Origin of the sequence: Mesorhizobium sp. M0898 (assembly GCF_040319695.1) — a bacterium.
Lineage (GTDB): Bacteria > Pseudomonadota > Alphaproteobacteria > Rhizobiales > Rhizobiaceae > Mesorhizobium.
In genome coordinates, this window is sequence record NZ_JAMYOE010000002.1 from 193,826 (window position 1) to 220,215 (window position 26,390).

Consider the following 26,390-nt stretch of genomic DNA (forward strand, 5'->3'; position numbering starts at 1 on the left):
CTCGGGCCAGCCCGAGGGTAGGAACGTATATCAATCGGGATAGCAGACGACGGGAATGTTGGGCCAGACGGCGCTGTCGCATCCGGCATTTTGCTGCCGCTGCTTGAAGGCGGCGCTGACCGGCCCGGTCACCACCGGATCGACGCCATCGGGAGCATCGGCAAAAAGCTGCTCCGCCGACGGCTTGTCGGACGGCAAAGCAGACCGCGTCTCCTTGAACGACGCCGCCGATTGCGCCGCGCCGGCCGCGAGGAGGACGGCGAGCGCGGTACATGCCAAAATCGGCCGGAGTTTGATGCCTATCTCGATCATGAAATTCGAACTGTCCGGACCATGAAAGGTTCCGCCTTGGTTAATAATTCCACTTCACACCAAGACATTTAAGATTTGGTGACTTTATTTGGTGGCTCGCCTCCTCTTTCGCAATTGCGAAAAACCCTGTATGAGCCGCCCAACCGAAAGAGGCAGCGCCTTTTGGCCTGCTGCCTGCAACGCTCCCGAGACCAAAACATGAAAATCCGCAATATCGCGATCATCGCGCACGTCGACCATGGAAAAACCACCCTCGTCGACCAGCTTCTGAAACAGTCCGGCTCGTTCCGCGACAACCAGCGCGTCGCCGAGCGCGCCATGGATTCGAACGACCTCGAAAAGGAACGCGGCATCACCATCCTGGCCAAGGCGACCTCGGTCGACTGGAAGGACACCCGCATCAACATCGTCGACACGCCCGGCCACGCCGACTTCGGCGGCGAGGTCGAGCGCATTCTGTCGATGGTGGATTCGGCCATCGTGCTGGTCGACGCCGCCGAGGGGCCGATGCCGCAGACCAAATTCGTGGTCGGCAAGGCACTCAAGGTTGGACTGAAGCCGATCGTCGTCATCAACAAGATCGACCGGCCAGATGCCCGCCACGTCGAAGTGGTGAACGAGGTGTTCGATCTTTTTGCAGCACTTGACGCTACCGACGAGCAGCTCGACTTCCCTATCCTTTACGGTTCAGGCCGCGACGGCTGGGTCTCGGAAAACCCCGAAGGTCCGAAGGACCAGGCTCTGGCGCCGCTGTTCGACCTCGTCATCAAGCACGTGCCGGCCCCGACCGTTCATCCCGGCCCATTCCGCATGATCGGCACCATCCTGGAAGCCAATCCTTTCCTCGGCCGCATCATCACCGGCCGTATCGAATCCGGCACGCTGAAATCCAACCAGGCGGTCAAGGTGCTGCACCATGACGGCACCCAGGTCGAAACCGGCCGAATCTCGAAAATCCTTGCTTTCCGCGGGCTCGAGCGCCAGCCCATTGACGAGGCGCAGGCGGGCGACATCGTCGCCATCGCCGGCCTGTCGAAAGGCACTGTCGCCGACACCTTCTGCGACCTGTCGGTGACCGAGCCGCTGCACGCGCAGCCGATCGATCCGCCGACTGTGACGATGTCTTTCCTCGTCAACGATTCGCCGCTGGCCGGTACCGAAGGCGACAAGGTGACCAGCCGCGTCATCCGCGACCGCCTGCTGCGCGAGGCCGAAGGCAATGTCGCGCTGAAGATCGAGGAATCACCTGACAAGGATTCGTTCTTCGTTTCCGGCCGCGGCGAATTGCAGCTGGCCGTGCTGATCGAGACGATGCGCCGCGAAGGTTTTGAGATCGCCGTGTCGCGGCCGCGCGTCGTCATGCAGAAGGGCGATAGCGGCGAATTGCTGGAGCCGGTCGAGGAAGTCGTCATCGACGTCGACGAGGAGCATGCCGGCGTCGTCGTGCAGAAGATGTCGGAGCGCAAGGCCGAGATGGTCGAGCTTCGCCCTTCGGGCGGCAATCGCCAGCGCATCGTCTTCCACGCGCCGACGCGCGGGTTGATCGGCTACCAGTCGGAACTGTTGACCGACACGCGCGGCACCGCTGTGATGAACCGGCTGTTCCATGCCTATGAACCTTACAAGGGTGAGCTGCCGGGCCGTACCAACGGCGTGCTGATCTCCAACGAACAGGGTGAATCGGTGGCGTACGCCATGTGGAACCTGGAAGACCGTGGCCCGATGGTCATCGACCCGGGCGTCAAGGTCTATCAGGGCATGATCATCGGCATCCATTCCAGGGACAACGACCTCGAAGTCAACGTGCTCAAGGGCAAGAAGCTGACCAACATCCGCGCCGCCGGCAAGGACGAGGCGGTAAAGCTGACACCGCCGATCCGCATGACGCTGGAACGCGCGCTGGCCTGGATCCAGGACGACGAGCTGGTCGAAGTGACGCCGAAGACCATCCGTCTGCGCAAGCTCTATCTCGATCCAAACGAGCGCAAGCGTTTTGAGAAGTCGGCGAAAGTGGTCGGCGCGGCATAAAGGGCAATACCGCGCAATGAGCGGTAAACTCGTCACGGCTGTCATATACGACAATCGACCCGAGGCCGAAGTTTGCGTGTCGATGCTCGACGCGTATGGAATTTATGCTCTCGCGAATTATCTTCTCGACACGGGCAGGCTTGGCTTGATCCATGTGCAAGTCGCCGACAGCGATCTCGATACGGCCAAAGGTTTGATTGGCTCGGCCTCCAAAGAGGGCGACTGACCCCTGGCCGTAACTGTCTCTGATTACGGATTCCCTTGCCGTCGCCTCATCCACCTGCAGCCGAAATGATTTCGTCCCGGTCTGGTTCGCCAGACAGGTGGATCCGGATCGCCGTTCCCGCCCGCGCCGGCCGGCGCAAGGCTTTGGCCCCGTCCGGACCAACCACCTGCAATCGCTTCTCTTCCCAAACCTGAAGCCGCGATCGCGAGACACCGAGTTCGTTGGCGAGCAACCGGTCGAGCCGCAGCGCTGTCGGCATTTCGAGCCAGAGCTGAAGTTCGAGCGCGCTGGTATTTTCCGGTCTATCCCCGAGCGCCTGCTTATGAACGACGGCTTCGGGAAACTCCTCGACGCGCCCGATACTGCTTCGCAATGCGGCAACATCGAAGGCATGGCGCCGCGCCAGGACCGGATCGTTGCTTTCGAGCGCCTGCAATATTGTCGGTTCGATATCGCGGCGGCTGCAGCGCTCCAGAATGCCGAAATTCCAGGAATTGTCGCAGTCGATGCAGCGGTAGATCAACCAGGCGTCAATGCGCTTGCCGTTGGCATTGACCCGGAATTTGCCGCTGCAGCGATAGGCTTTCAGGCCGCCGCAGCGATTGCAGTTGAGGTGAGGTCGAGGTGCGGTCTTGGGTGTGATCGTCCAGCGGATACGCAGTATCGAAGGCATGCCGAAAAGCCCTTCCCGTCGGGAAGTTCGTCAGATCGGCGATATCGAGAACCCATGCGGGGACGGCGTGGCGAGAGACTGCGGCAGTTGGAAATCAGGTGTCGCGGGTGGTTATGCGCGACAGCGGTTCAGCAGTGCCAAACCGGTCTCGAACCGCCACCCGAGGAACACATGATGTGAAATAGGCATCGCGACTGCGACGCCCTGCTCTGTGTTGGGGGAGTTGACGAGACCGGCGGTTACGAAGGCAAAGTGAAGCTCGAAATGATGTCGGGACGACATTTCTAGCCGCGAGGTGCCTGGCCGACAAGCCTTCTTTCGGTGGACGCTACTGTCGTCGGACCAGTTGGGTTATCTTGAACGACCCAAACATTTCAAACGGGATCCGCGTCATGCATTTCACATCGCTTCTGATTTTTGCCGGCGCCCTGCTTGTTGCCGCCGGCTCGCCCGGCCCATCGATCGCCGCTCTTGTGGCGCGGGTCATCGCAAAAGGGTTTCGCGACGTGTTCCCGTTCCTGCTTGCGATGTGGATCGGCGAAGCGATCTGGCTGTCGCTGGCGGTGTTTGGCCTCGCCGTGGTGGCGCAGACGTTCCACTTTGCCTTTGTCGTCGTGAAGTCGGTCGGCGTCGCCTATCTCGGCTGGCTTGCCTGGAAGATGTGGACGGCACCGGTCGAGGCCAAGGAAGGCGCGCTGCCGCGCGAAGATTCGCCCGTCAGACTGTTCTTTGCCGGCATGGCGGTGACACTCGGCAACCCCAAGATCATGATGTTCTATCTGGCGCTGCTGCCCACCATCATCGACCTCGGTTCGGTCAGCATGGTGGGCTGGATCGAATTGACGGCGACCATGGCAGTGGTCCTGGTCGCCATCGATTTGACATGGGTGCTCGCCGCATCGCAGGCGCGCAAGCTCTTGAGGAGCAAGCGGGCGATGAAAATCGCCAACCGCATCAGCGCCGGTACCATGGCCGGCGCTGCGGCGGCGATCGCCGCGCGGTCTTGAGCCGGCGTCAACCCATTTCGATTATCGGTGCGATCTCGACGCTGAAACCCGGGTCCGTCAAGATAGGACAATCTTTGGCTTTGCCGACGGCATCGTCGATGTCCTTTGCTTCGATGATGGTGTAACCGGCGGTCGGATTGCTGCCGCCATTGTTCTCGACCTTGCCGCCAGGCAGCAGGGTCTTCGACATGCCGACTGGATTGCCACCGTCGACCACCGCTGAACCAAGCTTGCCGTACCAGCCGTTCCAGGCATCCATCGCTGCCTTCCGTTCGGCCTCCTCGGTCGGCATCTTGCCCGAGCCGTGATAGACGTAGAGAAATTTCGCCATGTTCTCCTCCTCTGATCGGCGGCATCGAACCGGCATGCGGTCATGCCGCATGCCGATCATCGGACCAAACCGGCAAACAAGCAACGAGAATGCGAAGTAGCTAATATAATATGCCGTTGGCTCGCAACGGCGGTGCCCTATCGCGCCATCGCATGGTATTCATCGTTCGGCCGCATATCGATTGCCGATGCCAGCCGGTTCGACATGTTGAAGAACGCCGCGGTCGAGGCGACGTCCCAGATGTCGCGGTCGGAAAAGCCGACTTGCCGCAACGCCGCCCGGTCCGCTTCGACGATCTTTGCCGGCTGCCCGGTCAGCTTCACCGCGAATTCGAGCATGGCGCGTTGCCTGTCCGACAGCTTGGCGGCGCGAAAATTCATCACCATCATCTCGCCGAAGGCTGGGTCGCCGGAAAGCTGGCGCACCGCCGCGCCATGCGCGGCCAGGCAATAGTAGCAATGGTTGACCGATGAGACGGCCACCGCGATCATCTCGCGCTCGAGTTTCGACAGGCCGGATTCACCCAGCATCAAATCATTGTACATGTCGGTGAAAGCGCGCAGCTTCTTCTCGTCGAAGGCATAGGCGAGCAGCACGTTGGGAACGAGGCCGAGCTTCTCCCGGCACTTGGTGAAATAGGCCTTGGTCGCGTCGCTCAGCTCCGCCGGTGCCAGGTCAAGCGCGGTGATTTTGTCCGTCATGGCGGATCTCTCCTCTTTTTCGCCAGGCTGCCGGTGAATTCCGACATTTCGTCGCAAGCCGTCAAACCTTTGTCGCCAAATACCCGTCATCTGTTAGCATAGCCGCAAAAACATGTGACGGGAGGGACTCATGGCCAGCGTAAAGTCAGCGAGCCGGTTGAAAAAAGCCGGCCTGACGAGGGGTGAAGCCGCGGGTGGTGAAAAGCCCGGCAGGCTTGCCGACTACCTGCTGGCCCGAGCTCCGGCCGAAGATGTCGCCGCCTACGACGTCATCGATCTCGAACGCGCTGCCGAACTCGCCGGCCGCGCAGTGGCCAGGCACAAGAAGGACGACTGCGTCGTTGCCATAGACGTCGATTCCGGTGTCGTCCGCCAGGGCCGGCCGATGACGGTGATCACTGTCGTCAACGACAACATGCCGTTCCTGTTCGATTCCGTCCTCGGCGAGATTACAGAAAGCGCCGGCGAGCCGCTGCTGGTTACCCATCCAGTCATAGTCGTCAGGCACGGCAAGAACGGCGTCGAGGAAATCCTCGGCGATGGCGGTTATGCCAAGGGCGACCACAGCCATGACCGACTGAGCGTCATCCATGTCCATATCGGCCGCCTTTCGGCCGAGCAGGCCGAAGGCCTGGCCGCACGCCTGACGAAACTGCTCGGCCAGGTGCGAGCCGCCGTCACCGACTGGAAGCCGATGCTTGCCCGCCTCGACCAGGCGATCTCGGAATTCCGCTACTCGCCAGTGCCGCTCGACAAGGCCCATGTCACCGAGGCGATCGCCTTCCTCGAATGGCTGCGCGACGACAACTTCACCTTTCTCGGCATGCGCGAATTCAACTATACCGGCGGCGAGACGAGCGGCATGCTCGAGCGCGCCGAAAAGCCCGGCCTCGGCATCCTTTCCGATCCCGACGTGCTGGTGCTCAGACGCGGCACCGAAGCGGTGAGCACGACGCCGGAAATCCGCGCCTTCCTGCATGGGCCGGAACCGCTGATCGTCACCAAGGCCAACGCCAAGTCGTCGGTGCACCGCCGCATCTACCTCGACTACATCGGCGTCAAGACCTACACCGGCAAAGGCGTGCTTTCAGGCGAGCTCCGTATCGTCGGCCTGTTCACCTCGACTGCCTATACGCGCTCGGTGATGAAAATCCCCTATCTGCGCTCGAAGGCGGAAACCGTCATCGCCAAATCCGGCTTCAATCCAAGCGACCATTCCGGCAAGGCATTGATCAACGTGCTGGAGAGCTATCCGCGCGACGAGCTGTTCCAGGTTCCGGTGCCGATCCTGCGCAAGCATGCCGAAGCCATACTGGGCTTGATCGAGCGGCCGCGCGTCAGGGCATTGGTGCGTGTCGACCAGTTCGACCGCTTCGTCTCCGTGCTCGTCTTCGTGCCGCGCGACCGCTACGACAGCGTCGTGCGCGAGAAGATCGGCACCTATCTGAAGACCGTCTTCGAAGGCCGGCTGTCCGCCTATTACCCGGCCTTCCCGGAAGGCGGGCTGGCGCGCGTCCATTTCATCATCGGCCGCTCCGGCGGCAAGACGCCGAAGGTCGAGCAGGCAACGATCGAGGCGGCGATCCGCGACATCGTACGGACTTGGGACGATGCCCTGCGCGAGACCGCGACCGAGACCGGCGCCGATGCGAGACTCACGGCCATCGCCTCGCGTTTTTCGGAAAGCTATCGCGACAGTTTTCGGCCGGGCGTGGCGCTGGCCGATGCCGGGCGCATCGCCAAGCTCGATGCGTCAAATCCGATCGCCATCGACTATTACCGTCACGCCGACCAGAAGCCGCATCAGGCGGCACTGAAGATCTATCACCATGGCAGCCCGGTGGCGCTGTCGCGGCGCGTGCCCGTGCTGGAAAACATTGGTTTCCGCGTCATCAGCGAGCGCACTTTCGAGGTCGGCGACAATCAATCCGGCACGATCAATAGTGATCAGCCCGGCATGGTCTTCATCCACGACATGGAACTCGAGAACAGCTACGGCAGGCCGATCGACCTCGGCAATGGCGGCGCGCTGTTCGAGGATGCGTTCCTTTCCGTCTGGCGCGGTGATGTCGACAATGACGGCTATAACGGCCTTGCCCAGACCGCCGGCCTGTGGTCGGGCGAGATCACCGTCCTGCGCGCCTATGGCCGCTATCTCCAGCAGGCCGGCATCCCGCAGAGCCAGGATTTCATCGCCGCCGCGCTCAACCGTTATCCCGAGATCGCCCGCGGCCTGCATGCGCTGTTTGTCGCCCGCCTCGGCACGACGGCCGAGACGGAAGGCGTCGTTCAGGCCAAACATCTGAAAGCCAAGATCACGGATGCGCTGGAAGACGTTCCCAACATTGACGACGACACCATCATCCGCCGTTATCTGAACCTGATCGAAGCCTCGCTGCGCACCAATCATTTCGTTGCCGATACGAAACAGAAAGGCCAATCGCTGGCGATCAAGCTCGATTCGCAATCGGTCGACGGGCTGCCGGCGCCGCGGCCATGGCGGGAGATCTTCGTCTACGGCTCCGAGGTCGAGGGTGTGCATCTGCGCTTCGGCCCGGTCGCGCGCGGCGGCCTGCGCTGGTCGGACCGTGCGCAGGACTATCGCACCGAGGTGCTCGGCCTGGTCAAGGCACAGCAGGTCAAGAATGCGGTGATCGTGCCGGTTGGCGCCAAGGGCGGCTTCTACCCGAAAAAGCTGCCGATGAGCGCCGGGCGCGACGCAATTTTCGAGGCCGGCACGGCCGCCTACAAGAATTACGTTTCCAGCCTGTTGTCGATCACCGACAATATCGGGCTGGATGGCGTCATCCCGCCAGCCGGCGTCGTGCGGCGCGATCAGGATGATCCGTATTTCGTCGTCGCCGCGGACAAGGGCACGGCGACCTTCTCGGACATCGCCAACGCCATCAGCGAAAGGCACGGCTTCTGGCTCGACGACGCTTTCGCCAGCGGCGGTTCGGCCGGCTACGACCACAAGAAGATGGGCATCACCGCCAAGGGCGCCTGGGAAGCGGTCAAGCGGCATTTCCGCGAGATGAACCGCGACATCCAAACCACGCCGTTCACCGTCGTCGGCGTTGGCGACATGTCGGGCGACGTGTTCGGCAACGGCATGCTGCTGTCGGAGCAGACCCGGCTGATCGCCGCCTTCGATCATCGCGACATCTTCATCGATCCCGATCCCGACATGGCCGCTTCGATGGCCGAGCGCCGGCGTATGTTCGCTCTCGCCCGCTCAAGCTGGCAGGATTACGACAAGACGAAGCTGTCCGAAGGCGGCATCATCGTCTCGCGCAGCCAGAAGTCGATCACCTTGCCGGCTGCCGCGGCTGCAGCTATCGGCCTCGGCAAGACAACGGCCACGCCGGTCGAGATCATGAGTGCCATCCTCAAGGCGCCGGCAGATCTTTTGTGGTTCGGCGGCATCGGCACCTATGTCAGGGCATCGGGCGAGACCAACCAGGACGTCGGCGACCGTGCCAATGACGCGATCCGCATCACCGCGCTCGACCTGCGTGCCAAGGTCATCGGTGAAGGCGCCAATCTCGGCGTCACACAGCGGGCGCGCATCGAATTCGGATTGAATGGCGGCCGCTGCAACTCAGATGCGATCGACAATTCGGGCGGCGTGAACTGCTCAGACGTCGAGGTCAACATCAAGATCGCGCTGGCTTCCGCCATGCGGAAGGGATCGCTGACGCGGCCGTCGCGCAACAAATTGCTGGCCGAGATGACCGACGAGGTCAGCGCCCTGGTGCTGTCCAACAATTACCAGCAGACGCTGGCGCTGTCCCTTGCTCGCAAGCGCGGCCTTGCCGACATTGCCCATCAGAGCCGCTTCATGGAGGCGCTCGAGGCGCGCGGGCTGCTCGACCGTGCCGTCGAGACGCTGCCGTCGCCGGCGGCTCTTGCCTCGGGCCATGCGCGCGGCGAGCCGCTCACCCGGGCCGAGCTCGGCGTGCTGCTTGCCTATGCCAAGATCGTGCTGTTTTCCGATATCGTCGCCAGCGACGTGCCGGACGATCCGCATTTCGACCGCGACCTGATGGGTTATTTTCCCGACCGCATGGCGAAGAAATATGCGGCGGAAATCCACGGCCATCGCCTGCGCCGCGAGATCATCGCCCGTGCCGTCGCCAATGACCTGGTCAATCGCGGCGGCCCGTCCTTCGTCAACAGGCTGCAGGAAGCGACCGGGCGCAGTGCCGCCGATGTCGTGCGCACCTTCGCCGTGGTGCGGGATGGCTTTGCGCTGCCGGCGCTCTATCGCCAGATCGACGCGCTCGACAACCTGATCGACGGACAGATCCAGCTCGACCTCTATCAGGCGGTCAGCCGGCTGATCTATGTGACCAGCGGCTGGTACCTGAAGAACGATGCCGGCACCGCACCGCTCGGGCAGCGGATCACCGAGTTGCAGGATGCGCGCAAGGCGCTGGAGCCGAAGCTCGTTGCGCTGTTGCCGGCCTTCTCGCGCGAGCGGATCGAGGAGCGGCGGCACAGCCTGTCGAAGGGCGGCGCGCCCGAGAGCCTGGCCGAGCAACTGGCGTTGACCGATGTGGCGGAACTCATCCCCGACATTGCGCTGACGGCGCGGACGGCAACTGCCGGCATCGTCGCTGCCGCCAAGGCGTTTTTTGCAGTCAGCGATGTCTTCCGCATACCGCGCGTCGAAGATGCGGCGCGGTCGATCACGCCCTCGGATTATTACGATCAACTGGCGCTTTCGCGCGCCACCGACACAATCGGCGCGGCCAGGCGCGGCATCGCGGTGGCGGCACTCACCAGTCATGCCGAGGCGGCGGATCCGGTGACAGCATGGTTGGAGGCGGGCGGCGAACGGGTCGGACGCATCCGCGAGCGGCTGCAGGCTCTGACCGAGGGCGGCGACATCACCGTGTCGCGGCTGTCGGTGGCGTCCGGCCTGATGAGCGATCTGACAGGGCTGTGAGACGTCTTCCACATCGCGCGGGATTGCCGGGAAGAACTGCGCTATTGAGCGAACGGCGCCCTGCGTTGGGGGGCGCCGGAGCATGATCCCAAAAAGTGACGATCGGCTTTTGGACAAGATCGTGCTCAACAACAAGACGGAGCATCATTCCGATTCGATCGGCATGGAGCAAGCTCCAGCGGAGGGGACATGGCTGAGATGGCAGTGCAGCGGGCATCGGGACGCGGCATCTGGGGATGGATGCTGTTCGACTGGGCGGCACAGCCGTTTTTCACGGTCGTTACCACCTTCATCTTCGGTCCTTATTTCGTCTCGCGCATGGCCAGCAATCCAGAGACCGGGCAAGCGGCCTGGGGCTACGGCATTGCCGCCGCCGGCGTCGTCATTGCCGTTTTGTCGCCGGTCCTCGGCTCGATCGCCGATCAGACTGGACCACGCAAACCGTGGATAGCCTTCTTCGCCGCGGTTAAAATCACCTGCCTCACCCTGCTGTGGTTCGCCGCGCCCGGCTCTAATCTTTTTCTGGTCGTGGCGTTGTTCTCGCTGGCGTCGGTCGCGGCGGAATTCTCGACTGTGTTCAACGATTCGATGATGCCCCGCCTGGTGCCGAAGAGCGACATCGGCAGGATCTCGAACATGGCCTGGGGACTCGGCTATCTCGGCGGCATGATCGCACTGATCTTCGTCGTTACCGTCATGGCCGGCTCGCCTGAAACCGGCAAGACCGTCGTTGGGCTCGACCCGATCTTCGGCCTCGACCCCAGGCTCGGCGAGGACGCGCGCGCCACCGGACCGTTGTCGGCGGCCTGGTATTTCCTGTTCATCCTGCCGATGTTCTTCTTCACGCCTGATGCGATCAAAGGCATTCCAATCGGGCCGGCGGTGCGCGAAGGCCTGTCGGAACTGAAGTCGACGCTGGCCGAAGTGCGCAAGCGCAGCGGCATTTTTCGCTTTCTCGTCGCCCGCATGATCTATCAGGACGGCGTCAATGCACTGCTGGCGCTGGGCGGAACGTTTGCGGCGGCAATGTTCCATTGGTCGATTACCGAGATCGGCCTGTTCGGCATCATCCTCAACGTCGTTGCCATCGTCGGCTGCCTGGTTGCCGCACGCCTCGACACAGCACTGGGTTCCAAGACCATAGTGATGATTTCGCTGGTCATGCTAAGCATCGCTACGCTCGGCATCGTCTCGACCGGCCCGGGCTATACGCTGTTCGGCGCCTGGATGATGATGCCCGGACTGGACGGCGGCGGATTGTTCGGCACGGCGGCGGAAAAAGCCTACATTTTCTACGGCCTGCTGATCGGGCTTGCTTTCGGGCCGGTGCAGGCATCGTCGCGCTCCTACATGGCGCGCAGCGTCTCCGCTGCCGAATCGGGCCGCTATTTCGGCATCTATGCGCTGGCCGGCCGGGCAACCAGTTTTGCCGCACCCTTCATGGTGGCCACGATCACCCTGGCCAGCGGCTCGGCGCGGCTCGGCATGGCGGCGATCGTGCTGTTCCTTGGCGCCGGCATGGCGATCCTGATCGGCACGCCCTATCCGGCGGATCGGCCGGCGGAGTGAGCTGCTCTTGCCTTCTCCCGCAGCGGGGGTAACGCGTTCAATGCCGGAAATGCCTCACTCCGGTGAAGACCATGGCAATGCCGTGAGCGTCGGCGGCGGCGATGACATCGTCGTCGCGCATCGAGCCGCCGGGCTGGATGACGGCTGTGGCGCCGGCTTCGATTGCCGACAAAAGCCCATCCGCGAACGGGAAAAAGGCATCCGAGGCGACGACCGAGCCCCCGGTCAAGGGCTCCGTCAGGCCGGCAGCCTCGGCGGCGTCGAGCGCCTTGCGCGCCGCGATGCGCGAGGAATCGACCCGGCTCATCTGGCCAGCGCCGATGCCGACTGTAGCGCCATCCCTGGCATAGACGATGGCGTTCGACTTGACGTGCTTTGCCACACGAAAAGCGAATTTCAGATCGGCCAATTCGGCCGGCGTCGGAGCGCGTCTGGTCACCACTTTCAGCTCGAGGTCATCCACCACCGCGTTGTCGCGGCCCTGGACCAGCAAACCGCCAGCAACCGATTTCAAGCCAAGGCCCGCCGCGCGCGGGTCGGGCAGGCCGCCGGTGACCAGCAGGCGTAGGTTCTTCTTGGCGGCAATGATGCGGACTGCTTCTTCGGACGCCTCCGGTGCGATGATCACCTCGGTAAAGGTCTTGACGATCTCTTCGGCGGTTCCGGCATCGAGGATGCGGTTCATGGCGACGATGCCGCCGAAGGCCGAGACCGGATCGCAGGCCAGCGCCTTGGCATAGGCCGCCTGCAGCGAAGCGTCCTCAGCGACGCCGCACGGGTTGGCGTGCTTGATGATGGCAATTGCTGCGGAGCGCGACGGGTCGAACTCGCCGACCAGCTCGAAGGCAGCGTCGGTGTCGTTGATGTTGTTGTAGGAAAGCTGCTTGCCCTGAAGCTGGCGCGCCGTGGCAACGCCCGGCCGCCTGTCGCCGTTGACATAGAAGCCGGCGCCCTGATGCGGGTTTTCGCCATAGCGCATCACCGACTGCAGCTTGCCGCCGAAGGCGCGCCATGTCGGATGCTCGATCTCAAGCGCCTCGGCGAACCATCCCGAGATCGCCGCATCGTAGGTGGCGGTGCGGGCAAAGGCCTTGGCTGCCAGCTTCTTGCGGAAATCCAGCGACAACGACCCGAAATTCATCTCCAGCGCGTTGAGCACCGAGGCATAGTCATCGGGATCGGTGACGATGCCGACATAGGCGTGGTTCTTGGCCGAGGCACGGATCATCGCCGGGCCGCCGATGTCGATGTTCTCGACGATCGCCGCGTAGTCGGCGCCGGAGCGACGCACCTCTTCGAACGGATAGAGATTGGAGACGACGAGATCGATCGGCTCGATGCCGTGGTCGCGCATCGCTGCGGCGTGCTCGGGATCGTCGCGCACGCCAAGCAGTGCGCCATGCACCGACGGGTGCAGCGTCTTGACGCGGCCGTCCATGATCTCGGGAAAGCCGGTGAGCTCGGACACGTCGCGCACCGCCATGCCTGCCTCGGCAAGCGCCCTTGCGGTGCCGCCGGTCGAGACTAGCTCGACGCCGGCCGAAGCCAGCGCCCTGGCGAAATCGATCAGGCCGGTCTTATCAAAGACGGAAAGGAGCGCGCGACGGATGGGTACAAGGTCGGGCGCGGGAATGTTCTTGGCGGCGACGGCCATGGGCTGGCGGCCTTTCCAGTTCTGGTTGGAGAGCGTCCGCGGGCCGTAGCATATGAGGCCCGGAAATCAAGCCGCAAGACTTGATCAGTGTCTGCCGTTGCCACCGGCTTCAGCTTTTTCCGGACGGCCGGCGATGATGGTGCGCGTCAATTGCCAGTGGACCTCCGAAATTTCCGAGGCCTTGAACGCAAGCACGATCTGGCGGCTGCGGCGCGGGCCGCCAAGCCCGGCGAAATAGATCGATTCCTCGACCTCGGGCACCACTTCGGTAGAGGTAAACACCCAGGTGTCGGCATGGTCGGCGGCCAGCACCAGACGGTCATGCTCATCCTGGAGCAGGCTAATATCGGGATGGACATGGAAACGCACCGTGACGAAGTCACGGCCATTGTTGCGGATAGAAGCGCCGCCCGGGCGCAGGAAACGGTCCCTGCCGGCAAACACATTGCCTTCGGTCGATAATTTCAGCTCGCGCTCATGCAGGAAGCCGAAGCGCGCTGCATAGCCGTCATGGCGGGCGATGAAGCCCTGGCTGCCCTTCTGGTCGGTGCGCTTGCAAGACACATGCTGCGGCCCGCCGATCAAAGGCGTGCCGAGCAGGTCGTTGACGCGCAAGGAGTGATTGAAGCGCGCCGACGACGTGTCGTTGATGGTGGCGGTCGAGTGGGCGGCGGTGGCGCGGGCAAGCGGCCGGAACTCGGCGGCGCCATAAGTGTCTATTCCGGCGTTGACGATATAGTGCTGGCGGCCCGACGACAATTCGAAGGCGAGGCATCCGGCGTGAGCGGCATTGGATACGTCGACAGGGGGCGGCGGGCCGGTATCGGCGATCACAGTGACACCGCCCATCGACAGGCGCTCATAACCCGAATGCGGCGCGTGCAGCAACGGTGCGCCGGCGGTGTCGTCGTGATGCAGGATGCTGGCGATACGGTCGTGAATGGTGGCGCCCATGCCGTTGAAGCGGGCAAGGCTGCCGTCCTGATGGCGAAAGAAGCGCAATGCCGGCAGCATCCGGTCGATGGCGCCGATCAGGGCGGCCGGCGGTGTCTCGGCCTGATTGGCGTATGTCTGGCGCAACGGCAGAAGGTCGGCGAGGATTTCAAGCACGGCCATCGGATTGCGCGAGATATGGCCGCCGTCAGGCAGGATCTGGCGGTCGAGCTCCTCGGCGAGATTGCGGGTAGCACCGCGTAGCGCCGAGGCCGGCGCCGGCAGCGACAAAGCGGCAAAGGCCAGCGCAATGCGGGCGCGCAGCCGGTCCTTGCCGTCCGGCATCTCGCGCACCATGGCGCGCAGATAGCGGATCTGGACGGCGAGCGATTTCAAGAACGCGCGGTAGAACGGAAATTCGGCACCCTGCAACACGATCGAGGAATGCTGCAGCCAGGCAATGACACGCTTGGCCGTCGTGCCGGGCTCCCAGGCGACGCCGGAAATATGGCTGCCATGGATTGCAATCCAGTCGGAAACCAACGCCCGCGCGTTGGCGGCGGCTAGCTCGGTGCCGGCGGCACGCATATGCCGCAGCCAGCGAAAGCCATGCAGCGTTTTTTGCCAGCCGGGATTGGGCACGTCGATCTGGAAGGGCGATTTGCCGCCGGTCTCGACCAGATGCCCCGAAAGCGGATAGCGGCCGTAATAGATCTCGAGCGCGATCTGAGGATCGGCGAGCCGCAGGTCCGGTGGGGCGATCAGGACGCGCTCCGGCGTGCGGCCTGAGTAGCGCCAGCGATAGAGTGGCCCGGCGCGCAAGCGCCGGCGCGTCTTGCGCCAGAACTCCCTCGCGACAAGCGTCCACAGACGCGTCGTGTTACCGGCAGCGATTGCCAAAACCCCTCCTGATCGTCCTCACCCAGGCACAAGTTTATATGATTCAAGAACTTGTGCGAAGGCGAATTCCGCGGCAGTGGGGCCGTTCAGCCTGTTTTCCATGCCTCCTCGCCCCAAGAAGCCGGACGGCGCTTCAAGATCGGCCCTTAGCCGGCTCTGCGCATGCGGGCGGCGAAGAAGCCGTCCAGCCCGGAGCGGCCCGGCGAGCCTAGCTCCAGATCGGCAGGCGTGGTGCGCAACGTGCCTTGCGGCGTCAGAAACGGGTCGATGCCGGCGATCTCACCCGGCCGAAGCGGGTCGTCGACAATCTCCGCATTGCCGGCGAGAAAGTCGCGATAGAGCTCTTCGCCTTCCAGTGGATCGAGCGAACAGTTGGAAAAGACGATGCGTCCACCAGGCTTGACCAGGGTGACGGCGCGGGCAAGCAGCCGGCGTTGCAGGTTGGCCAGTTTTTCGACGTCGGCCGCCGTCTTCGTCCAGGGGACGTCGGGATGCCGCCGCACCGTGCCGGTCGAAGAGCAAGGTGCGTCGAGGAGGACCGCATCGAAGAGGTCCTTCGGCTCGTATTTGAGCAGATCGGCCTGGACGATCTCGGCGGCCAGACCGAGCCGTTCGAGGTTCTGCGTCAGCCGTGCCAGCCGCGTTTTGGACATGTCGAGCGCGGTGACGTGGGCGTCGGCGAGGATCAGCTGGGCGGTCTTGCCGCCCGGCGCGGCACAGAGGTCGGCGATTCGCAAACCATTGATGTCGCCGAACAGCCGGGCCGGCAGGCTGGCCGCTGCATCCTGAACCCACCAGGCGCCTTCCCCAAAGCCGGGCAGTTCGGTCACGGAAGCGCTGAGCTTTTCCACCCGCACCGTGCCGGTCGGCAGGACAAAGCCGCCGAGCCGTTCGGCCCACAGCGCCGGGTCCGACTTGACCGAGAAATCGACCGGTGCCTCATGGCGATGGGCGAGCAGTATCTGCCTGGCCTTGTCGAGGCCGTAGACTGTTTTCAAACGGTCGGAAAACCATTTTGGCGCCTCGTCGGTAGCGGCAAGTGCTGCGGCGAGCTCGTCCTGCTTGGCCCGCGCCAGCGTGCGCAGCACGCCGTTGACGAGGCCGGAAAAGCGCGCCGTGCGCGGATCGGACTTGGCGTGTGTCACGGCGAGGTCGACGGCGGCGCGGTCGGGAACATCGAGGAACAGGATCTGCGCTGCCGCCACATGCAAAATGTGCGAAAGCGCCGTGGCGTTGGGCGGTAGCGGCTTTTCCAGGCGACGGGCCAAAAGGCCTGATATGGTCATGCGGTAGCGCAGGGCGGTGACCAGAATGGCGCGCACCAAAGCGCGGTCGCGCAGGTCGAGCGCCTTGTATTGTGGATGACCGTTCTCATGGTCGGTCAGCCCGTCGAGCGGCGTCCTCGCGTCGATGACAGCGGCAAGCAGCCGCGCGGCTGCCTTGCGCGCGGCGAGACCGCGAGCTTCTGAAGCCTCACTGTGAGTTGGCCTCATTGTGTCGGCGATCGGTTGACTAGTTTAAATATGGCGCTGACAAAATCTTCTTTACTTCCTAGGGGTGAGATCACCTGAATGTAGTCTTTCTCAACCGTGCCGACATAGTCCGCGACTTGCTTTGGAGATGCACCATCCCCGACAAGTCGGACGATGTGGCGGAGATAGGTGTCATATTCATCTTCAGGAAGTGGGCGAAAGCCCAGGTCACTTGATGTTGCTATGCTCGCCATCGGTATGCCGATAGGGTTCCAGTGCCTTGCACAAAGATCGCGCATTTCCGCCAGCGAGATCCCGCCTTTTTTGTCTGTCGCGCTCGTCACGACCACGGACCTTTGGGGCCGGTCGGATTGCGTCCCCAGGGATTGGGTCTCGGCTTGGCCGGCTCAGGCGGCCTCTCGGGCCGCGCGGCCCTGTCCCACGAACCAGACGGCTGCTGCCCGGTCGCTTCCGGCGCCGGCCTTGACGTCGCGGCCGCTTCGGGTGCGCCGGCCATTTCGCTCGCCATCCTCTGCAACGCGGCGATGCGGTTTTCTGTGCTCGGGTGAGTGGAAAACAAACTGTCCATGCGCTCGCCGGAAAGAGGATTGATGATGAAGAGATGGGCGGTTGCCGGATTGCGCTCGGCATCCGGGTTGCGGATGCGTTCGGCGCCCCGCGCGATCTTGTCAAGGGCCGAGGCGAGCCACAGCGGGTGTCCACAGATTTCGGCACCGCGCCGGTCGGCCTCATATTCGCGGGTGCGGCTCACCGCCATCTGCACGATCATGGCGGCCAAAGGCGCGACGATCATTGCCACCAGCACGCCGACGATGCCGAAGGAATTGTTGTTGTCGCGGTTGCCGCCGAAAAAGAAGGCGAAATTGCCGAGCATCGAAATTGCGCCGGCAAAGGTGGCGACGATCGTCATGGTCAGCGTGTCGCGGTGCTGCACATGGGCGAGCTCGTGCGCCATCACCGCCGCGACTTCTTCATGCGATAGCCGCTCGAGCAGGCCGGTGCTGGCGGCGACAGCGGCATTTTGCGGATTGCGGCCGGTGGCGAAGGCATTGGGCTGCGGATTGTCGATGAGATAGGTTCTCGGCATCGGCAGGCCGGCACGTTGGGCGAGACCCTGCACGATGGCGTAATATTCAGGCGCGTTGCGTTCGTCGACTTCGATCGCACGGTGCATCGACAGCACCATCTTGTCGGCGTTCCAATAGCTGAACAAATTGGTGCCGGCGGCAATCAGCAAGGCGATCATCATGCCGCCGGATCCGCCGACCAGATAGCCGACGCCCATGAACAGGGCCGTCATTGCGGCCAAAAGCATGGCGGTGCGAAGGGTGTTCATCGTCTGCTCCATTTGGGCCCAACAAAGGGGTCGATCCTTGTGGGCGCATCGCTATATGATGGGAAACAGCCGTTCCCGTTTCAATCGGGCCTGTTTCAATCTAGCGGAAGATCGCATGATCGACAAAACCAGCCAAACGCATGCTAACGGCTCGCCGCAAAAGCCGCTGACCCCGGCAGCCAGGCGCGCCTTGGTCGAGGCCGAGGCCCGGCGGGAGAAATATCGCGAGCAGGAAGCCACGCTGCCGAGGGAGATCGGCGGGCGCGGCGGCAAGGAGCCTGGCCGCTATGGCGACTGGGAGGTCAAGGGCCTGACCAGCGACTTTTAGCGCAAGCAGGATGCTAGTTAAGCAGGCTGTGCGGTCCGTTCCGCTTCGATGGCAATCCAGCCGTTGTCATCGACGGCGATGCCGATCGCGCCATAGCCGGTGATGGCGGCATGCGGCGTCTGCAACGGATGCCGGTGCGTGGCGCTGATCACCACGATTGCAGCGCCCGCGGCTTCGGCTGCCGCTATGCCGGCCGGCGCGTCCTCGAAGACGAGGCAGTCGCGCACATCGACGCCGAGCCGTGCGGCCGCCAGCCGGAAGCAGTCGGGCGCCGGCTTGCCGCGAGCCACGTCCTCCGCCGCGACGATCACGGCGGGAACCGGAATGCCGGCGGCCTGCAGGCGCAGCAAGGCAAGTTCGCGCGGTGCCGAAGTGGCGATCGCCCAGCTTCCAGGCGGCAGCGACGCCAAGAAGGCCGCGGCGCCGGCAATCGGGCGAATGCCCTCGACATCGGCCGCCTCGGCCTGCAAAAGCGATTCGGCTTCGCGGGCAGGATCGACGCCTGGGAGCGCCAGCCGGCCGATGGTCTCGATCGCCCGCACGCCGTGGATGGTCGGCAGGAATGCGGCGACGTCAAGACCTTGCCGATGCGCCCACGCTGCCCAGACCCTTTCCGCCGCGGCGATCGAATTGAGAATCGTGCCGTCCATATCGAACAGTAAGGCCGCGAATTTTCTGCCTGCGAACATCGGCTTTCCCGGGTCATCTTGGAGGGATTATGTCAAAAGACGCGTGTCGATCGACCGTAACGTTGCCGCGTCCGTATGGGAAGCCGCGAGGCGTCGTTTTCGACGTTTGCAAGGAACCGCCGCACACTCTCCTGCGTTGACCACCACTATCTTCCATGACGATCGTAGGGGGACGGCGATGCTGATCAGGCTCGGCTATGAAATTGCCATTGAATGCGCTGCAGCCACGCCGATTGTTTCGCTGCTCGAGATCCATCGGGATCGCCAGGCCGACATCAAGCGGCAGACGCGCGTGCTGACGTCGCCGTCGGTTCCGACCAGGGTCTACCACGATCTTTTCGGCAATAGCTGCCGCCGCTTCACGGCTCCGGCCGGAAGCTTTCGCATCCTTTATGACGCGGTGGTCGAGGACAGCGGCGAGATGGACGAAGTCAGCACGCTGGCCGGGGAAGTCCCGGTTGCCGAATTGCCGGACGAGGTGCTCGGCTATCTGCTCGGCAGCCGTTACTGCGAGACCGACCATCTCGGCGACCTGGCCTGGCAACTTTTCGGCCAGCTTCCGCCGGGCTGGGCGCGGGTGCAGGCGATCGTCGACTATGTCCACAACCGCCTGTCCTTCGGCTACGGCTATGCGCGCTCGACCCGCACGGCGGCGCAGGCGCATGAGGAGCGCGTCGGCGTCTGCCGCGACTTTGCCCATCTGGCGATCACGCTCTGCCGCTGCATGAACATCCCGGCCCGCTACGTGAACGGCTATCTCGGCGATATCGGCGTGCCCGCCGATCCGGCGCCGATGGATTTCTCGGCCTGGGTGGAAGTGTTCCTCGACGGCAGATGGTACACCTTCGATCCTCGCCACAATGTGCCGAGGATCGGCCGCGTCGTCATAGCCCGCGGCCGCGACGCCACCGACGTGCCGCTGCTGCACAGTTTCGGCCCGCATCGGCTCAGCCTGTTCAAGGTCTGGACCCACGAGCAGGAAGGCAATCTGTTCAAGCCGCCCTATCGCGGCGTCGACAAGACCGTCAGCGCACGGATGCTGGCCTGATCTTCGGACACATTCGCAGTCCGGATTTCCACCTGCCGCCACTGCGGCAGCACTGATCCTGTTCGATACATCTCGTCTGTACCGGATTGGGACGCAGTCCAGCCGTCTCGAATTGCGAGCCCGAATCTTGGTAAGCGCTTTTTGAACAAAGCCGTGCCGACGCGGCTTTCGTTTACCCGCTGTTTACCTTGTCGCCGCTCGAAACCGTTTGGAAACAATGGCCTGAGCGGGGGCCGCTCGCTTTCCCGCGCCCGGCGGCGCGATCCGGCCGGATTCCTGCAATGCGCGTTCGGACAGCTGCAGGCTGTAGCGAATGGAGGCGGAAAGAATGCGGCGTTTCGGGGGTCTTGTTCAGGCGATCGGCGGCTTTGCCGGGGATCGCAGCGGAAATTTCGCGGTCCTGTTTGGTATAATCGGCTCAGTACTGGCGCTGAGTGTCGGCTTTGCCGTCAACGTATCCCAACTCTACAATGTGAAATCGAGCCTGCAAGGCGTCGTCGACGCTGCGGTCACCTCGACGGCCCGCGACCTGACGACCGGCGTCATCAGCGAGGCCGAAGCCAGCAAATCGGTGCAGGCCTTTCTCGATGCCAACAGCACGGCGGGTATCCTGCAGGACAATCAGATCGTTCTCGACAAACTGACCGTCGACCAGACCGCCAGGACCGTTCAGGCGGACGTTCATGTCAATGTCAGCTATTATTTCCCGCTTTTCAGCACGGGTAGCATGCAGCGCGTTCCCGCATCGACGACGGCTCTCTATTCGGACAAGCAGATCGAAGTCGCGATGATGCTCGATGTGACCGGCTCGATGGCAGGCCAGAAAATCATCGATCTGCGGACGGCTGCGGCGAATGCCGTCGACAGTTTTCTGGGCGGTCAGGACACCTCCAAACCGCGCGTGCGGGTTGCCATCGTACCTTATGCCAATTCGGTGAATGCCGGTACACTTGCCGCCAGCAGCGTCTATGTGGAAACCACCGCCAGCCAACGCAAACAGGCGCCGGCCAATGACGCTGTGCAGTATGTCTCGGGGCTCATCCGTCCTGACAATTGCGCCACCGAACGCAAGGGGACCTACCAATATTCGGACGCAGGCCCCGACGCCAGCATGGTCAACCGCGACTACCTGCTGTCGTCCTTCGCCTGGCAAACCGGCACCGCCGCCTGCCCGGCCGCCACGCTGATGCCGCTGACGGCGGATGCGACGGCGCTCAAGACTGTCATCAAGAATTTCGTCGCCTCCGGCGGCACTGCCGGCCATATCGGCGTGCAGTGGACCTGGTACATGCTCTCGGAGAACTGGGGGGGCATCATGAGGACTTCGCAGCGGCCGGCCAAGATGGATCCAAGAAAGGTCGCCAAAATCGCGATCCTGATGACCGACGGCGAATTCAACCTGTCCTACTTCGATGCGAGCACGGTGAGCGACGTCTACAATGACGCCGGCAAGGAGCCGACCCGCACGGCCGCCAAGAAACTTTGCGCTGCCATGCGCGACAACGGCATCGAGATCTTCACTATTGGGTTTGACCTAAACGAAACGAATGCCAAGGCGACGCTCCAGGATTGCGCGAGCCCGGACACCGCCAAGATCAAGCACTTCTACCAAGCTGCCAATGGAACCGAACTCAACCAGGCTTTCCAGGACATAGCGCGCAACGTCGAGATGTTGACCGTAACCAAATAAGGGACAACAGCCCAAAAAGGAAAAGGCCGCCGCTTCTCGCGAAGTCGGCGGCCTTCCGTGTTTCCGTCCATGGCGCGGCTCCTGGCGGCGACGGTTGGTCGCCAGCCGCGCATCTCGCGCCTTAACGGGAAGACTGCTTCCCGAAAGTGCGATCCGCTGAGGCCACGTTCTGGAAAACGAAATCACTCGACATCGGATCACCTCCTTTCGATTTGTTGAACACTTCCTCATGATGGGGTGTCATCCGGCAAATGGCAAGGCGCGGCACTCGAAAATCCTGAACAAGCGTGCTTGTGCACTCGGGCGGCTTGCGGCCGGCCGATCGGGCAGGCAAGATCGAGCCGCGATTGTTCCGGGCCGTTATTTGCCGGGTAAGGGAGGACGGGGATGGAGGCAGCCGAGAGAGCGGCCCGGATTGTTCGGACGGTCATCGAGACGCTGAAGCCGGGTTTCGCGGTGAGGCTGTGGACAGGCGAGCGGATCGGCCCGGCTACCGGCCCGGTGCTCACTATCAACGACCAGGACATCGTCTGGCAGATCGTACGTCGGCCCTCTTTATCGACGCTGATCGAGATGTGGATTGCCAAGGCGGTCGACGTCGAAGACGGATCGCTGTTCGATTTCTACGCCTTGCCCACGCACGGCAAGCTCAGGACGAAGCTCAAGACATTGCCGAAGCTGGCGATCCTGCGCGACCTGCCGGCGGTGCTGTTTTCGCGAAGACAGATGACGACGCGAACCGATCTTTCCGGCCGCAATCCTTTCGTCAGCGGTTCGAGCAAGGAGGCGATCCAGCACCATTACGACATTTCCAACGCATTCTACCGGCTCTTCCTCGACGAGCGCATGGTCTATAGCTGCGGCTACTTCAAGGATTTCGCCAACGATATCGATCAGGCCCAGAGAGACAAGCTCGACCATATCTGCCGCAAGCTTCGCCTGAAGCCCGGCGACAGATTGCTCGACATCGGCTGCGGCTGGGGAGCGATGCTCATCCATGCGGTGAAGAATTATGGCGTCGTCGGCCACGGCGTTTCGCTATCGGAAGCACAGACCGAACTCGCCCGTGAACGCATCCGCGCCGCCGGGCTGGAGGACCGCATCACCATCGAGATCAAGTCCTATGCCGAGCTGTCCGGCTCCTTCGACAAGATCTCCTCGATCGGCATGTTCGAGCATCTGGGGCTTGCCAACCATGCGGCCTATTTCTCGAGGATCCATCGCCTGCTCAAGCCCGGCGGCATCTATCTGCACCACGCCATCACCCGGCGCGACAAGGGCAGCTTGAAGAAGACGCTGCGCAAGGGGCCGGAATTCAAGGCGCTGATCAAATACATTTTTCCGGGCGGCGAACTCGATACGATCGGCATGACGCTCGGCAATCTCGAGGCGCACGGCTTCCTCGTCTACGACGTCGAAAACTTGCGCGAGCACTATGCGCGCACCTGCAGGCTATGGGCAGAGCGTCTCCACGCACGCTTCGACGAAGCCATCGCCGAGGTCGGCGAAGCCAAGGCGCGGCTCTGGCTGCTTTATCTGACCGGTTGCTCGATCACCTTCGAACGCGCCTCGGCGCAGATCTTCCAGACCGTTGTCACTAGGCGCGCGCGCGGCCCGAGCGGCCTGCCGCCGACGCGGGCGGATTTGTATCGATAGCTACAGGAGGCGCATCGTGGCGCCGATCTCGACGCGGGCCGGTCGGTCGACGGTGCAGTAGACGCCGAGGTTATGGGCGTTGTGGCGGACCAGGCTGCGCAGGATTGCCGGGTCGTGGTCGAACCCGTTCTGGCCAATGATGGTGAAGCCGCAGCGGCGGCACGGCTCGGAGATGGTCAGGAGCAGGTCGCCGATTGCCAGCTTGCACCCGATCCATTCCGTCTCGGGAAACGACCCCTCGACCTCTGGCATATCGACGACGATGTTGGGGCGGAAGCGGCGCGCGTCGGCGGCGCCCTCTGGATGCAGCACTTTCAAACGCGCCAGTGAGGCGGTGGTCAGCAGATGAATAGGGGTTTTGACGTAGCGTTCCGTCAGCAGGGGGCCGAGGTAATCCGGAGCCGCATTTTCCCGGCGGAACGGCCGGATGGAAGCCGCAAAGCCGAGATACGCGGAAACCGCGCGATCACTTTGCGCGCCAGGTGCCGAAAGCCAGCGTCCGTCGGGGATGGCGACCTCCAGCCTGCCGGCCTGCGACAGCCGGGTGCGGATGCGGGGCACCTTGTGCCATTTCGCTTCGCGGTCGGGCCGCGCGATTTCATCGGTCGAGGTATCGACAAGACCAAACAGGCGGTCGCCTTCGACGGTATACCAGTCGACGGAGATCGCCTCCTGAAACTCGCCGGCGAGCGAGCTCGCGGGATAGCGCCAAAGCTCGGTGACGGCGCCCAATGCGGGTTGCATCAGCCCTTCTTGTTTTGCCGGTTGGCGATCAGGTCGTCGACGACTGCCGGGTCGGCGAGCGTCGAGGTGTCGCCGAGCGCGGCAAAATCATCCTCGGCGATCTTGCGCAGGATGCGCCGCATGATCTTGCCGGAACGGGTCTTCGGCAGGCCGGGCGCGAACTGGATCTTGTCGGGCGAAGCGATGGCGCCGATCTCCTTGCGGACATGGGCGACGAGCTCCTGGCGCAATTCCTCGCTTGGCGTCTCGCCGGCCATCAGCGTGACATAGCAGTAGATGCCCTGGCCCTTGATATCGTGCGGGTAGCCGACGACGGCGGCCTCCGAGACCTTCTCATGCGAAACCAGCGCCGATTCGACCTCGGCGGTGCCCATCCGGTGGCCGGAGACGTTGATGACGTCATCGACGCGGCCGGTGATCCAGTAGTAGCCGTCAGCATCGCGGCGGCAGCCGTCGCCGGTGAAGTACCTGCCCTTGTAGGTCGAGAAATAGGTCTGTACGAAGCGGTCGTGATCGCCATAGACGGTGCGCATCTGGCCCGGCCATGAGTCGGCAATGCAAAGGTTGCCGCTGGCTTCGCCTTCCAGTACCTTGCCGTCGGCGTCGACCAGCTGCGGCTTGACGCCAAAGAAGGGCCGCGTCGCCGAACCCGCCTTGAGGTGGGTGGCGCCCGGAACCGGCGTGATCATGATGCCGCCGGTCTCGGTCTGCCACCAGGTGTCGACGATCGGCACCTTGCCGTTGCCGACGACGTTGAAATACCACTCCCAGGCTTCCGGATTGATCGGCTCGCCGACGGTGCCGAGCACGCGCAGCGACTTGCGCGACGTTTTGGTGACATGGGCATCGCCGGCGCCCATCAGCGCGCGCAGCGCCGTCGGCGCCGTGTAGAAGATGTTGACCTTGTGCTTGTCGATCACGTCCCAGAAACGCGACTGCGACGGGTAGTTCGGCACGCCTTCGAACATCAGCGTGGTGGCGCCGTTGGCGAGCGGCCCGTAGACGATATAGCTGTGGCCGGTGACCCAGCCGACATCGGCGGTGCACCAGTAGATATCGCCCTCATGATAGTCGAAGACATATTGGTGGGTCATCGAGACATAGACGAGATAGCCGGCGGTGGTATGCAGCACGCCCTTCGGCTTGCCGGTCGAGCCGGATGTGTAGAGGATGAACAGCGGGTCCTCGGCGTTCATCTTCTCGGGCTTGCATTCGGCCTTAACCGTGGCGACCTCGTCATGGTACCAGACGTCGCGCCCGGCGGCCCAGCCGGTCTTGCCGCCGGTGCGGCGCACGACCAAGACCTTTTCGACTTTCGTTCCGGCCTTGGCGGCGATCTCGATCGCCTTGTCGGTGTTCTCCTTCAGCGGGATAGTCTTGCCGCCGCGCAGGCCTTCGTCGGCGGTGATGACGAAGGTCGACTTGCAGTCGTCGATGCGTCCGGCCAGCGCATCCGGCGAAAAGCCGCCGAAGACAACCGAATGAATGGCGCCGATGCGCGTGCAGGCGAGCATCGCATAAGCGGCCTCCGGGATCATCGGCATGTAGATGGTGACGCGGTCGCCCTTCTTGACGCCGTGCTTCTTCATCACATTGGCGAGGCGGCAGACATGTGCGTGAAGTTCGTTATAGGTGATCTTCCTGTCGTCGTAGGGATTGTCGCCTTCCCAGATGATGGCGGTCTGTTCGCCGCGCTTCTTCAGATGCCGGTCGATGCAGTTCCACGAAACGTTTGTCTGGCCATCCTCGAACCATTTGATCGAAACCTTGCCGTCGAAGGACGTGTTCTTGACCTTGCTGTAGGGCTTGAACCAGTCGATGCGCTTGCCGTGCTTGCCCCAGAACTTGTCCGGGTTGTTGACGCTGTCGGCGTACCATTTCAGGTAGGCGTCATTGTCAATCAGCGCGTTCTTCTTCCACGCCGGCTGGACGCGATGGACATGAACATCGGACATTTCTTCGCCTTCCTCCCCAAAACCAAACCGCCGGCTTGACCGCCGGCAGGATCGCGGCGATGCGGCCGCGAATTCGCGCGCATTATTAACAGTTCGGCGGTGACGGCAACATTAGACGTTGGATTCGCGCGGCGGGATGCCGCAGGTGCCTTGCCGGGCGGTGTCA

21 protein-coding genes are annotated in these 26,390 nt (G+C 63.1%); 9 read left to right on the top strand and 12 right to left on the bottom strand.

Annotated elements, in window-relative coordinates; all coding sequences use genetic code 11:
* Positions 1-30 precede the first annotated feature (30 nt).
* On the bottom strand, positions 31-312 hold the full coding sequence (locus NKH90_RS03980) for a hypothetical protein (RefSeq protein WP_352451242.1): 282 nt from the start codon (positions 310-312) through the stop codon (positions 31-33).
* A 198-nt stretch (positions 313-510) separates the two neighbouring features.
* Here NKH90_RS03980 and typA point away from each other — a divergent pair, with 198 nt between their 5' ends.
* Both typA and NKH90_RS03990 read left to right on the top strand, forming a co-directional pair.
* On the top strand, positions 511-2,340 hold the full coding sequence (gene typA / locus NKH90_RS03985; protein WP_352451241.1) for a translational GTPase TypA: 1,830 nt from the start codon (positions 511-513) through the stop codon (positions 2,338-2,340).
* Positions 2,341-2,356: 16 nt separating this feature from the next.
* Positions 2,357-2,566, top strand: a complete 210-nt coding sequence (locus NKH90_RS03990) for a hypothetical protein (RefSeq protein ID WP_352451240.1) — start codon at positions 2,357-2,359, stop codon at positions 2,564-2,566.
* 46 nt (positions 2,567-2,612) lie between these two features.
* Here NKH90_RS03990 and NKH90_RS03995 read toward each other — a convergent pair whose 3' ends face one another.
* A complete protein-coding gene (locus NKH90_RS03995) occupies positions 2,613-3,239 on the bottom strand; it encodes a DUF1062 domain-containing protein (RefSeq protein WP_352817469.1) in 627 nt (208 codons plus the stop codon).
* A gap of 392 nt (positions 3,240-3,631) precedes the next feature.
* Between NKH90_RS03995 and NKH90_RS04000 the strand changes: the two genes are divergently transcribed.
* On the top strand, positions 3,632-4,246 hold the full coding sequence (locus NKH90_RS04000; RefSeq protein WP_352817473.1) for a LysE family translocator: 615 nt from the start codon (positions 3,632-3,634) through the stop codon (positions 4,244-4,246).
* Positions 4,247-4,253: 7 nt separating this feature from the next.
* Here the strand turns inward: NKH90_RS04000 and NKH90_RS04005 are convergent, their stop codons facing one another.
* Both NKH90_RS04005 and NKH90_RS04010 read right to left on the bottom strand, forming a co-directional pair.
* Positions 4,254-4,577 carry a YciI family protein gene (locus NKH90_RS04005; protein WP_023678126.1) on the bottom strand — a complete coding sequence of 108 codons (324 nt, stop codon included), beginning with the start codon at positions 4,575-4,577 and terminating at the stop codon, positions 4,254-4,256.
* Positions 4,578-4,714: 137 nt separating this feature from the next.
* Positions 4,715-5,278, bottom strand: coding sequence for a peroxidase-related enzyme (locus NKH90_RS04010; RefSeq protein ID WP_352683681.1), 564 nt, complete (start codon positions 5,276-5,278; stop codon positions 4,715-4,717).
* A gap of 130 nt (positions 5,279-5,408) precedes the next feature.
* Between NKH90_RS04010 and NKH90_RS04015 the strand changes: the two genes are divergently transcribed.
* Both NKH90_RS04015 and NKH90_RS04020 read left to right on the top strand, forming a co-directional pair.
* A complete protein-coding gene (locus NKH90_RS04015; RefSeq protein WP_352817477.1) occupies positions 5,409-10,229 on the top strand; it encodes an NAD-glutamate dehydrogenase in 4,821 nt (1,606 codons plus the stop codon).
* 189 nt (positions 10,230-10,418) lie between these two features.
* On the top strand, positions 10,419-11,798 hold the full coding sequence (locus tag NKH90_RS04020; protein WP_352817480.1) for an MFS transporter: 1,380 nt from the start codon (positions 10,419-10,421) through the stop codon (positions 11,796-11,798).
* A 37-nt stretch (positions 11,799-11,835) separates the two neighbouring features.
* On the opposite strand, the gene purH is transcribed toward NKH90_RS04020, so the two are convergent.
* The 5 genes from purH to htpX all read right to left on the bottom strand — a co-directional run bounded on the left by purH (position 11,836) and on the right by htpX (position 18,114).
* The gene (gene purH, locus NKH90_RS04025; RefSeq protein WP_352540907.1) at positions 11,836-13,452 is read right to left on the bottom strand and encodes a bifunctional phosphoribosylaminoimidazolecarboxamide formyltransferase/IMP cyclohydrolase; all 1,617 of its coding nucleotides are present in this window, start codon (positions 13,450-13,452) and stop codon (positions 11,836-11,838) included.
* An 84-nt stretch (positions 13,453-13,536) separates the two neighbouring features.
* On the bottom strand, positions 13,537-15,285 hold the full coding sequence (locus NKH90_RS04030; RefSeq protein WP_352817483.1) for a heparinase II/III family protein: 1,749 nt from the start codon (positions 15,283-15,285) through the stop codon (positions 13,537-13,539).
* Positions 15,286-15,431: 146 nt separating this feature from the next.
* Positions 15,432-16,778, bottom strand: coding sequence for an RsmB/NOP family class I SAM-dependent RNA methyltransferase (locus NKH90_RS04035; RefSeq protein WP_352817486.1), 1,347 nt, complete (start codon positions 16,776-16,778; stop codon positions 15,432-15,434).
* On the bottom strand, positions 16,775-17,101 hold the full coding sequence (locus NKH90_RS04040) for a hypothetical protein (RefSeq protein ID WP_352451231.1): 327 nt from the start codon (positions 17,099-17,101) through the stop codon (positions 16,775-16,777). Before NKH90_RS04040 ends, NKH90_RS04035 begins: the two co-directional genes overlap by 4 nt.
* Positions 17,098-18,114, bottom strand: a complete 1,017-nt coding sequence (gene htpX, locus NKH90_RS04045; RefSeq protein ID WP_352817489.1) for a zinc metalloprotease HtpX — start codon at positions 18,112-18,114, stop codon at positions 17,098-17,100. The genes NKH90_RS04040 and htpX overlap by 4 nt, the downstream gene beginning before the upstream one ends.
* Positions 18,115-18,229: 115 nt before the next feature.
* Here htpX and NKH90_RS04050 point away from each other — a divergent pair, with 115 nt between their 5' ends.
* Positions 18,230-18,442, top strand: a complete 213-nt coding sequence (locus NKH90_RS04050) for a DUF1674 domain-containing protein (protein WP_352451229.1) — start codon at positions 18,230-18,232, stop codon at positions 18,440-18,442.
* A 17-nt stretch (positions 18,443-18,459) separates the two neighbouring features.
* On the opposite strand, the gene NKH90_RS04055 is transcribed toward NKH90_RS04050, so the two are convergent.
* Positions 18,460-19,131 (bottom strand): HAD-IA family hydrolase, encoded by a 672-nt coding sequence (locus tag NKH90_RS04055; RefSeq protein ID WP_352817493.1) that lies wholly within the window; start codon positions 19,129-19,131, stop codon positions 18,460-18,462.
* A gap of 178 nt (positions 19,132-19,309) precedes the next feature.
* Between NKH90_RS04055 and NKH90_RS04060 the strand changes: the two genes are divergently transcribed.
* The 3 genes from NKH90_RS04060 (at position 19,310) to NKH90_RS04070 (ending at position 23,525) form a co-directional block, all read left to right on the top strand.
* Positions 19,310-20,179, top strand: a complete 870-nt coding sequence (locus NKH90_RS04060) for a transglutaminase-like domain-containing protein (protein WP_352814792.1) — start codon at positions 19,310-19,312, stop codon at positions 20,177-20,179.
* A 328-nt stretch (positions 20,180-20,507) separates the two neighbouring features.
* Entirely contained in the window at positions 20,508-21,869 is a 1,362-nt protein-coding gene (locus NKH90_RS04065; protein ID WP_352817497.1) for a pilus assembly protein TadG-related protein, read from the top strand.
* A 387-nt stretch (positions 21,870-22,256) separates the two neighbouring features.
* Positions 22,257-23,525 carry a class I SAM-dependent methyltransferase gene (locus NKH90_RS04070; protein WP_352817501.1) on the top strand — a complete coding sequence of 423 codons (1,269 nt, stop codon included), beginning with the start codon at positions 22,257-22,259 and terminating at the stop codon, positions 23,523-23,525.
* Here NKH90_RS04070 and NKH90_RS04075 read toward each other — a convergent pair whose 3' ends face one another.
* Both NKH90_RS04075 and acs read right to left on the bottom strand, forming a co-directional pair.
* On the bottom strand, positions 23,526-24,269 hold the full coding sequence (locus NKH90_RS04075; protein ID WP_352817503.1) for an MOSC domain-containing protein: 744 nt from the start codon (positions 24,267-24,269) through the stop codon (positions 23,526-23,528).
* On the bottom strand, positions 24,269-26,224 hold the full coding sequence (gene acs, locus NKH90_RS04080) for an acetate--CoA ligase (RefSeq protein WP_352817506.1): 1,956 nt from the start codon (positions 26,222-26,224) through the stop codon (positions 24,269-24,271). The genes NKH90_RS04075 and acs overlap by 1 nt, the downstream gene beginning before the upstream one ends.
* Positions 26,225-26,390 lie beyond the last annotated feature (166 nt).

What these genes read in the sequence shown, in the direction of transcription:
- NKH90_RS03980 (WP_352451242.1), bottom strand. Translation starts at nt 312, where the DNA reads ATGATCGAGATAGGCATCAAACTCCGGCCGATTTTGGCATGTACCGCG.
- typA (WP_352451241.1), top strand. Translation starts at nt 511, where the DNA reads ATGAAAATCCGCAATATCGCGATCATCGCGCACGTCGACCATGGAAAA.
- NKH90_RS03990 (WP_352451240.1), top strand. Translation starts at nt 2,357, where the DNA reads ATGAGCGGTAAACTCGTCACGGCTGTCATATACGACAATCGACCCGAG.
- NKH90_RS03995 (WP_352817469.1), bottom strand. Translation starts at nt 3,239, where the DNA reads ATGCCTTCGATACTGCGTATCCGCTGGACGATCACACCCAAGACCGCA.
- NKH90_RS04000 (WP_352817473.1), top strand. Translation starts at nt 3,632, where the DNA reads ATGCATTTCACATCGCTTCTGATTTTTGCCGGCGCCCTGCTTGTTGCC.
- NKH90_RS04005 (WP_023678126.1), bottom strand. Translation starts at nt 4,577, where the DNA reads ATGGCGAAATTTCTCTACGTCTATCACGGCTCGGGCAAGATGCCGACC.
- NKH90_RS04010 (WP_352683681.1), bottom strand. Translation starts at nt 5,278, where the DNA reads ATGACGGACAAAATCACCGCGCTTGACCTGGCACCGGCGGAGCTGAGC.
- NKH90_RS04015 (WP_352817477.1), top strand. Translation starts at nt 5,409, where the DNA reads ATGGCCAGCGTAAAGTCAGCGAGCCGGTTGAAAAAAGCCGGCCTGACG.
- NKH90_RS04020 (WP_352817480.1), top strand. Translation starts at nt 10,419, where the DNA reads ATGGCTGAGATGGCAGTGCAGCGGGCATCGGGACGCGGCATCTGGGGA.
- purH (WP_352540907.1), bottom strand. Translation starts at nt 13,452, where the DNA reads ATGGCCGTCGCCGCCAAGAACATTCCCGCGCCCGACCTTGTACCCATC.
- NKH90_RS04035 (WP_352817486.1), bottom strand. Translation starts at nt 16,778, where the DNA reads ATGAGGCCAACTCACAGTGAGGCTTCAGAAGCTCGCGGTCTCGCCGCG.
- htpX (WP_352817489.1), bottom strand. Translation starts at nt 18,114, where the DNA reads ATGAACACCCTTCGCACCGCCATGCTTTTGGCCGCAATGACGGCCCTG.
- NKH90_RS04050 (WP_352451229.1), top strand. Translation starts at nt 18,230, where the DNA reads ATGATCGACAAAACCAGCCAAACGCATGCTAACGGCTCGCCGCAAAAG.
- NKH90_RS04055 (WP_352817493.1), bottom strand. Translation starts at nt 19,131, where the DNA reads ATGTTCGCAGGCAGAAAATTCGCGGCCTTACTGTTCGATATGGACGGC.
- NKH90_RS04060 (WP_352814792.1), top strand. Translation starts at nt 19,310, where the DNA reads ATGCTGATCAGGCTCGGCTATGAAATTGCCATTGAATGCGCTGCAGCC.
- NKH90_RS04065 (WP_352817497.1), top strand. Translation starts at nt 20,508, where the DNA reads ATGCGGCGTTTCGGGGGTCTTGTTCAGGCGATCGGCGGCTTTGCCGGG.
- NKH90_RS04070 (WP_352817501.1), top strand. Translation starts at nt 22,257, where the DNA reads ATGGAGGCAGCCGAGAGAGCGGCCCGGATTGTTCGGACGGTCATCGAG.
- NKH90_RS04075 (WP_352817503.1), bottom strand. Translation starts at nt 24,269, where the DNA reads ATGCAACCCGCATTGGGCGCCGTCACCGAGCTTTGGCGCTATCCCGCG.
- acs (WP_352817506.1), bottom strand. Translation starts at nt 26,224, where the DNA reads ATGTCCGATGTTCATGTCCATCGCGTCCAGCCGGCGTGGAAGAAGAAC.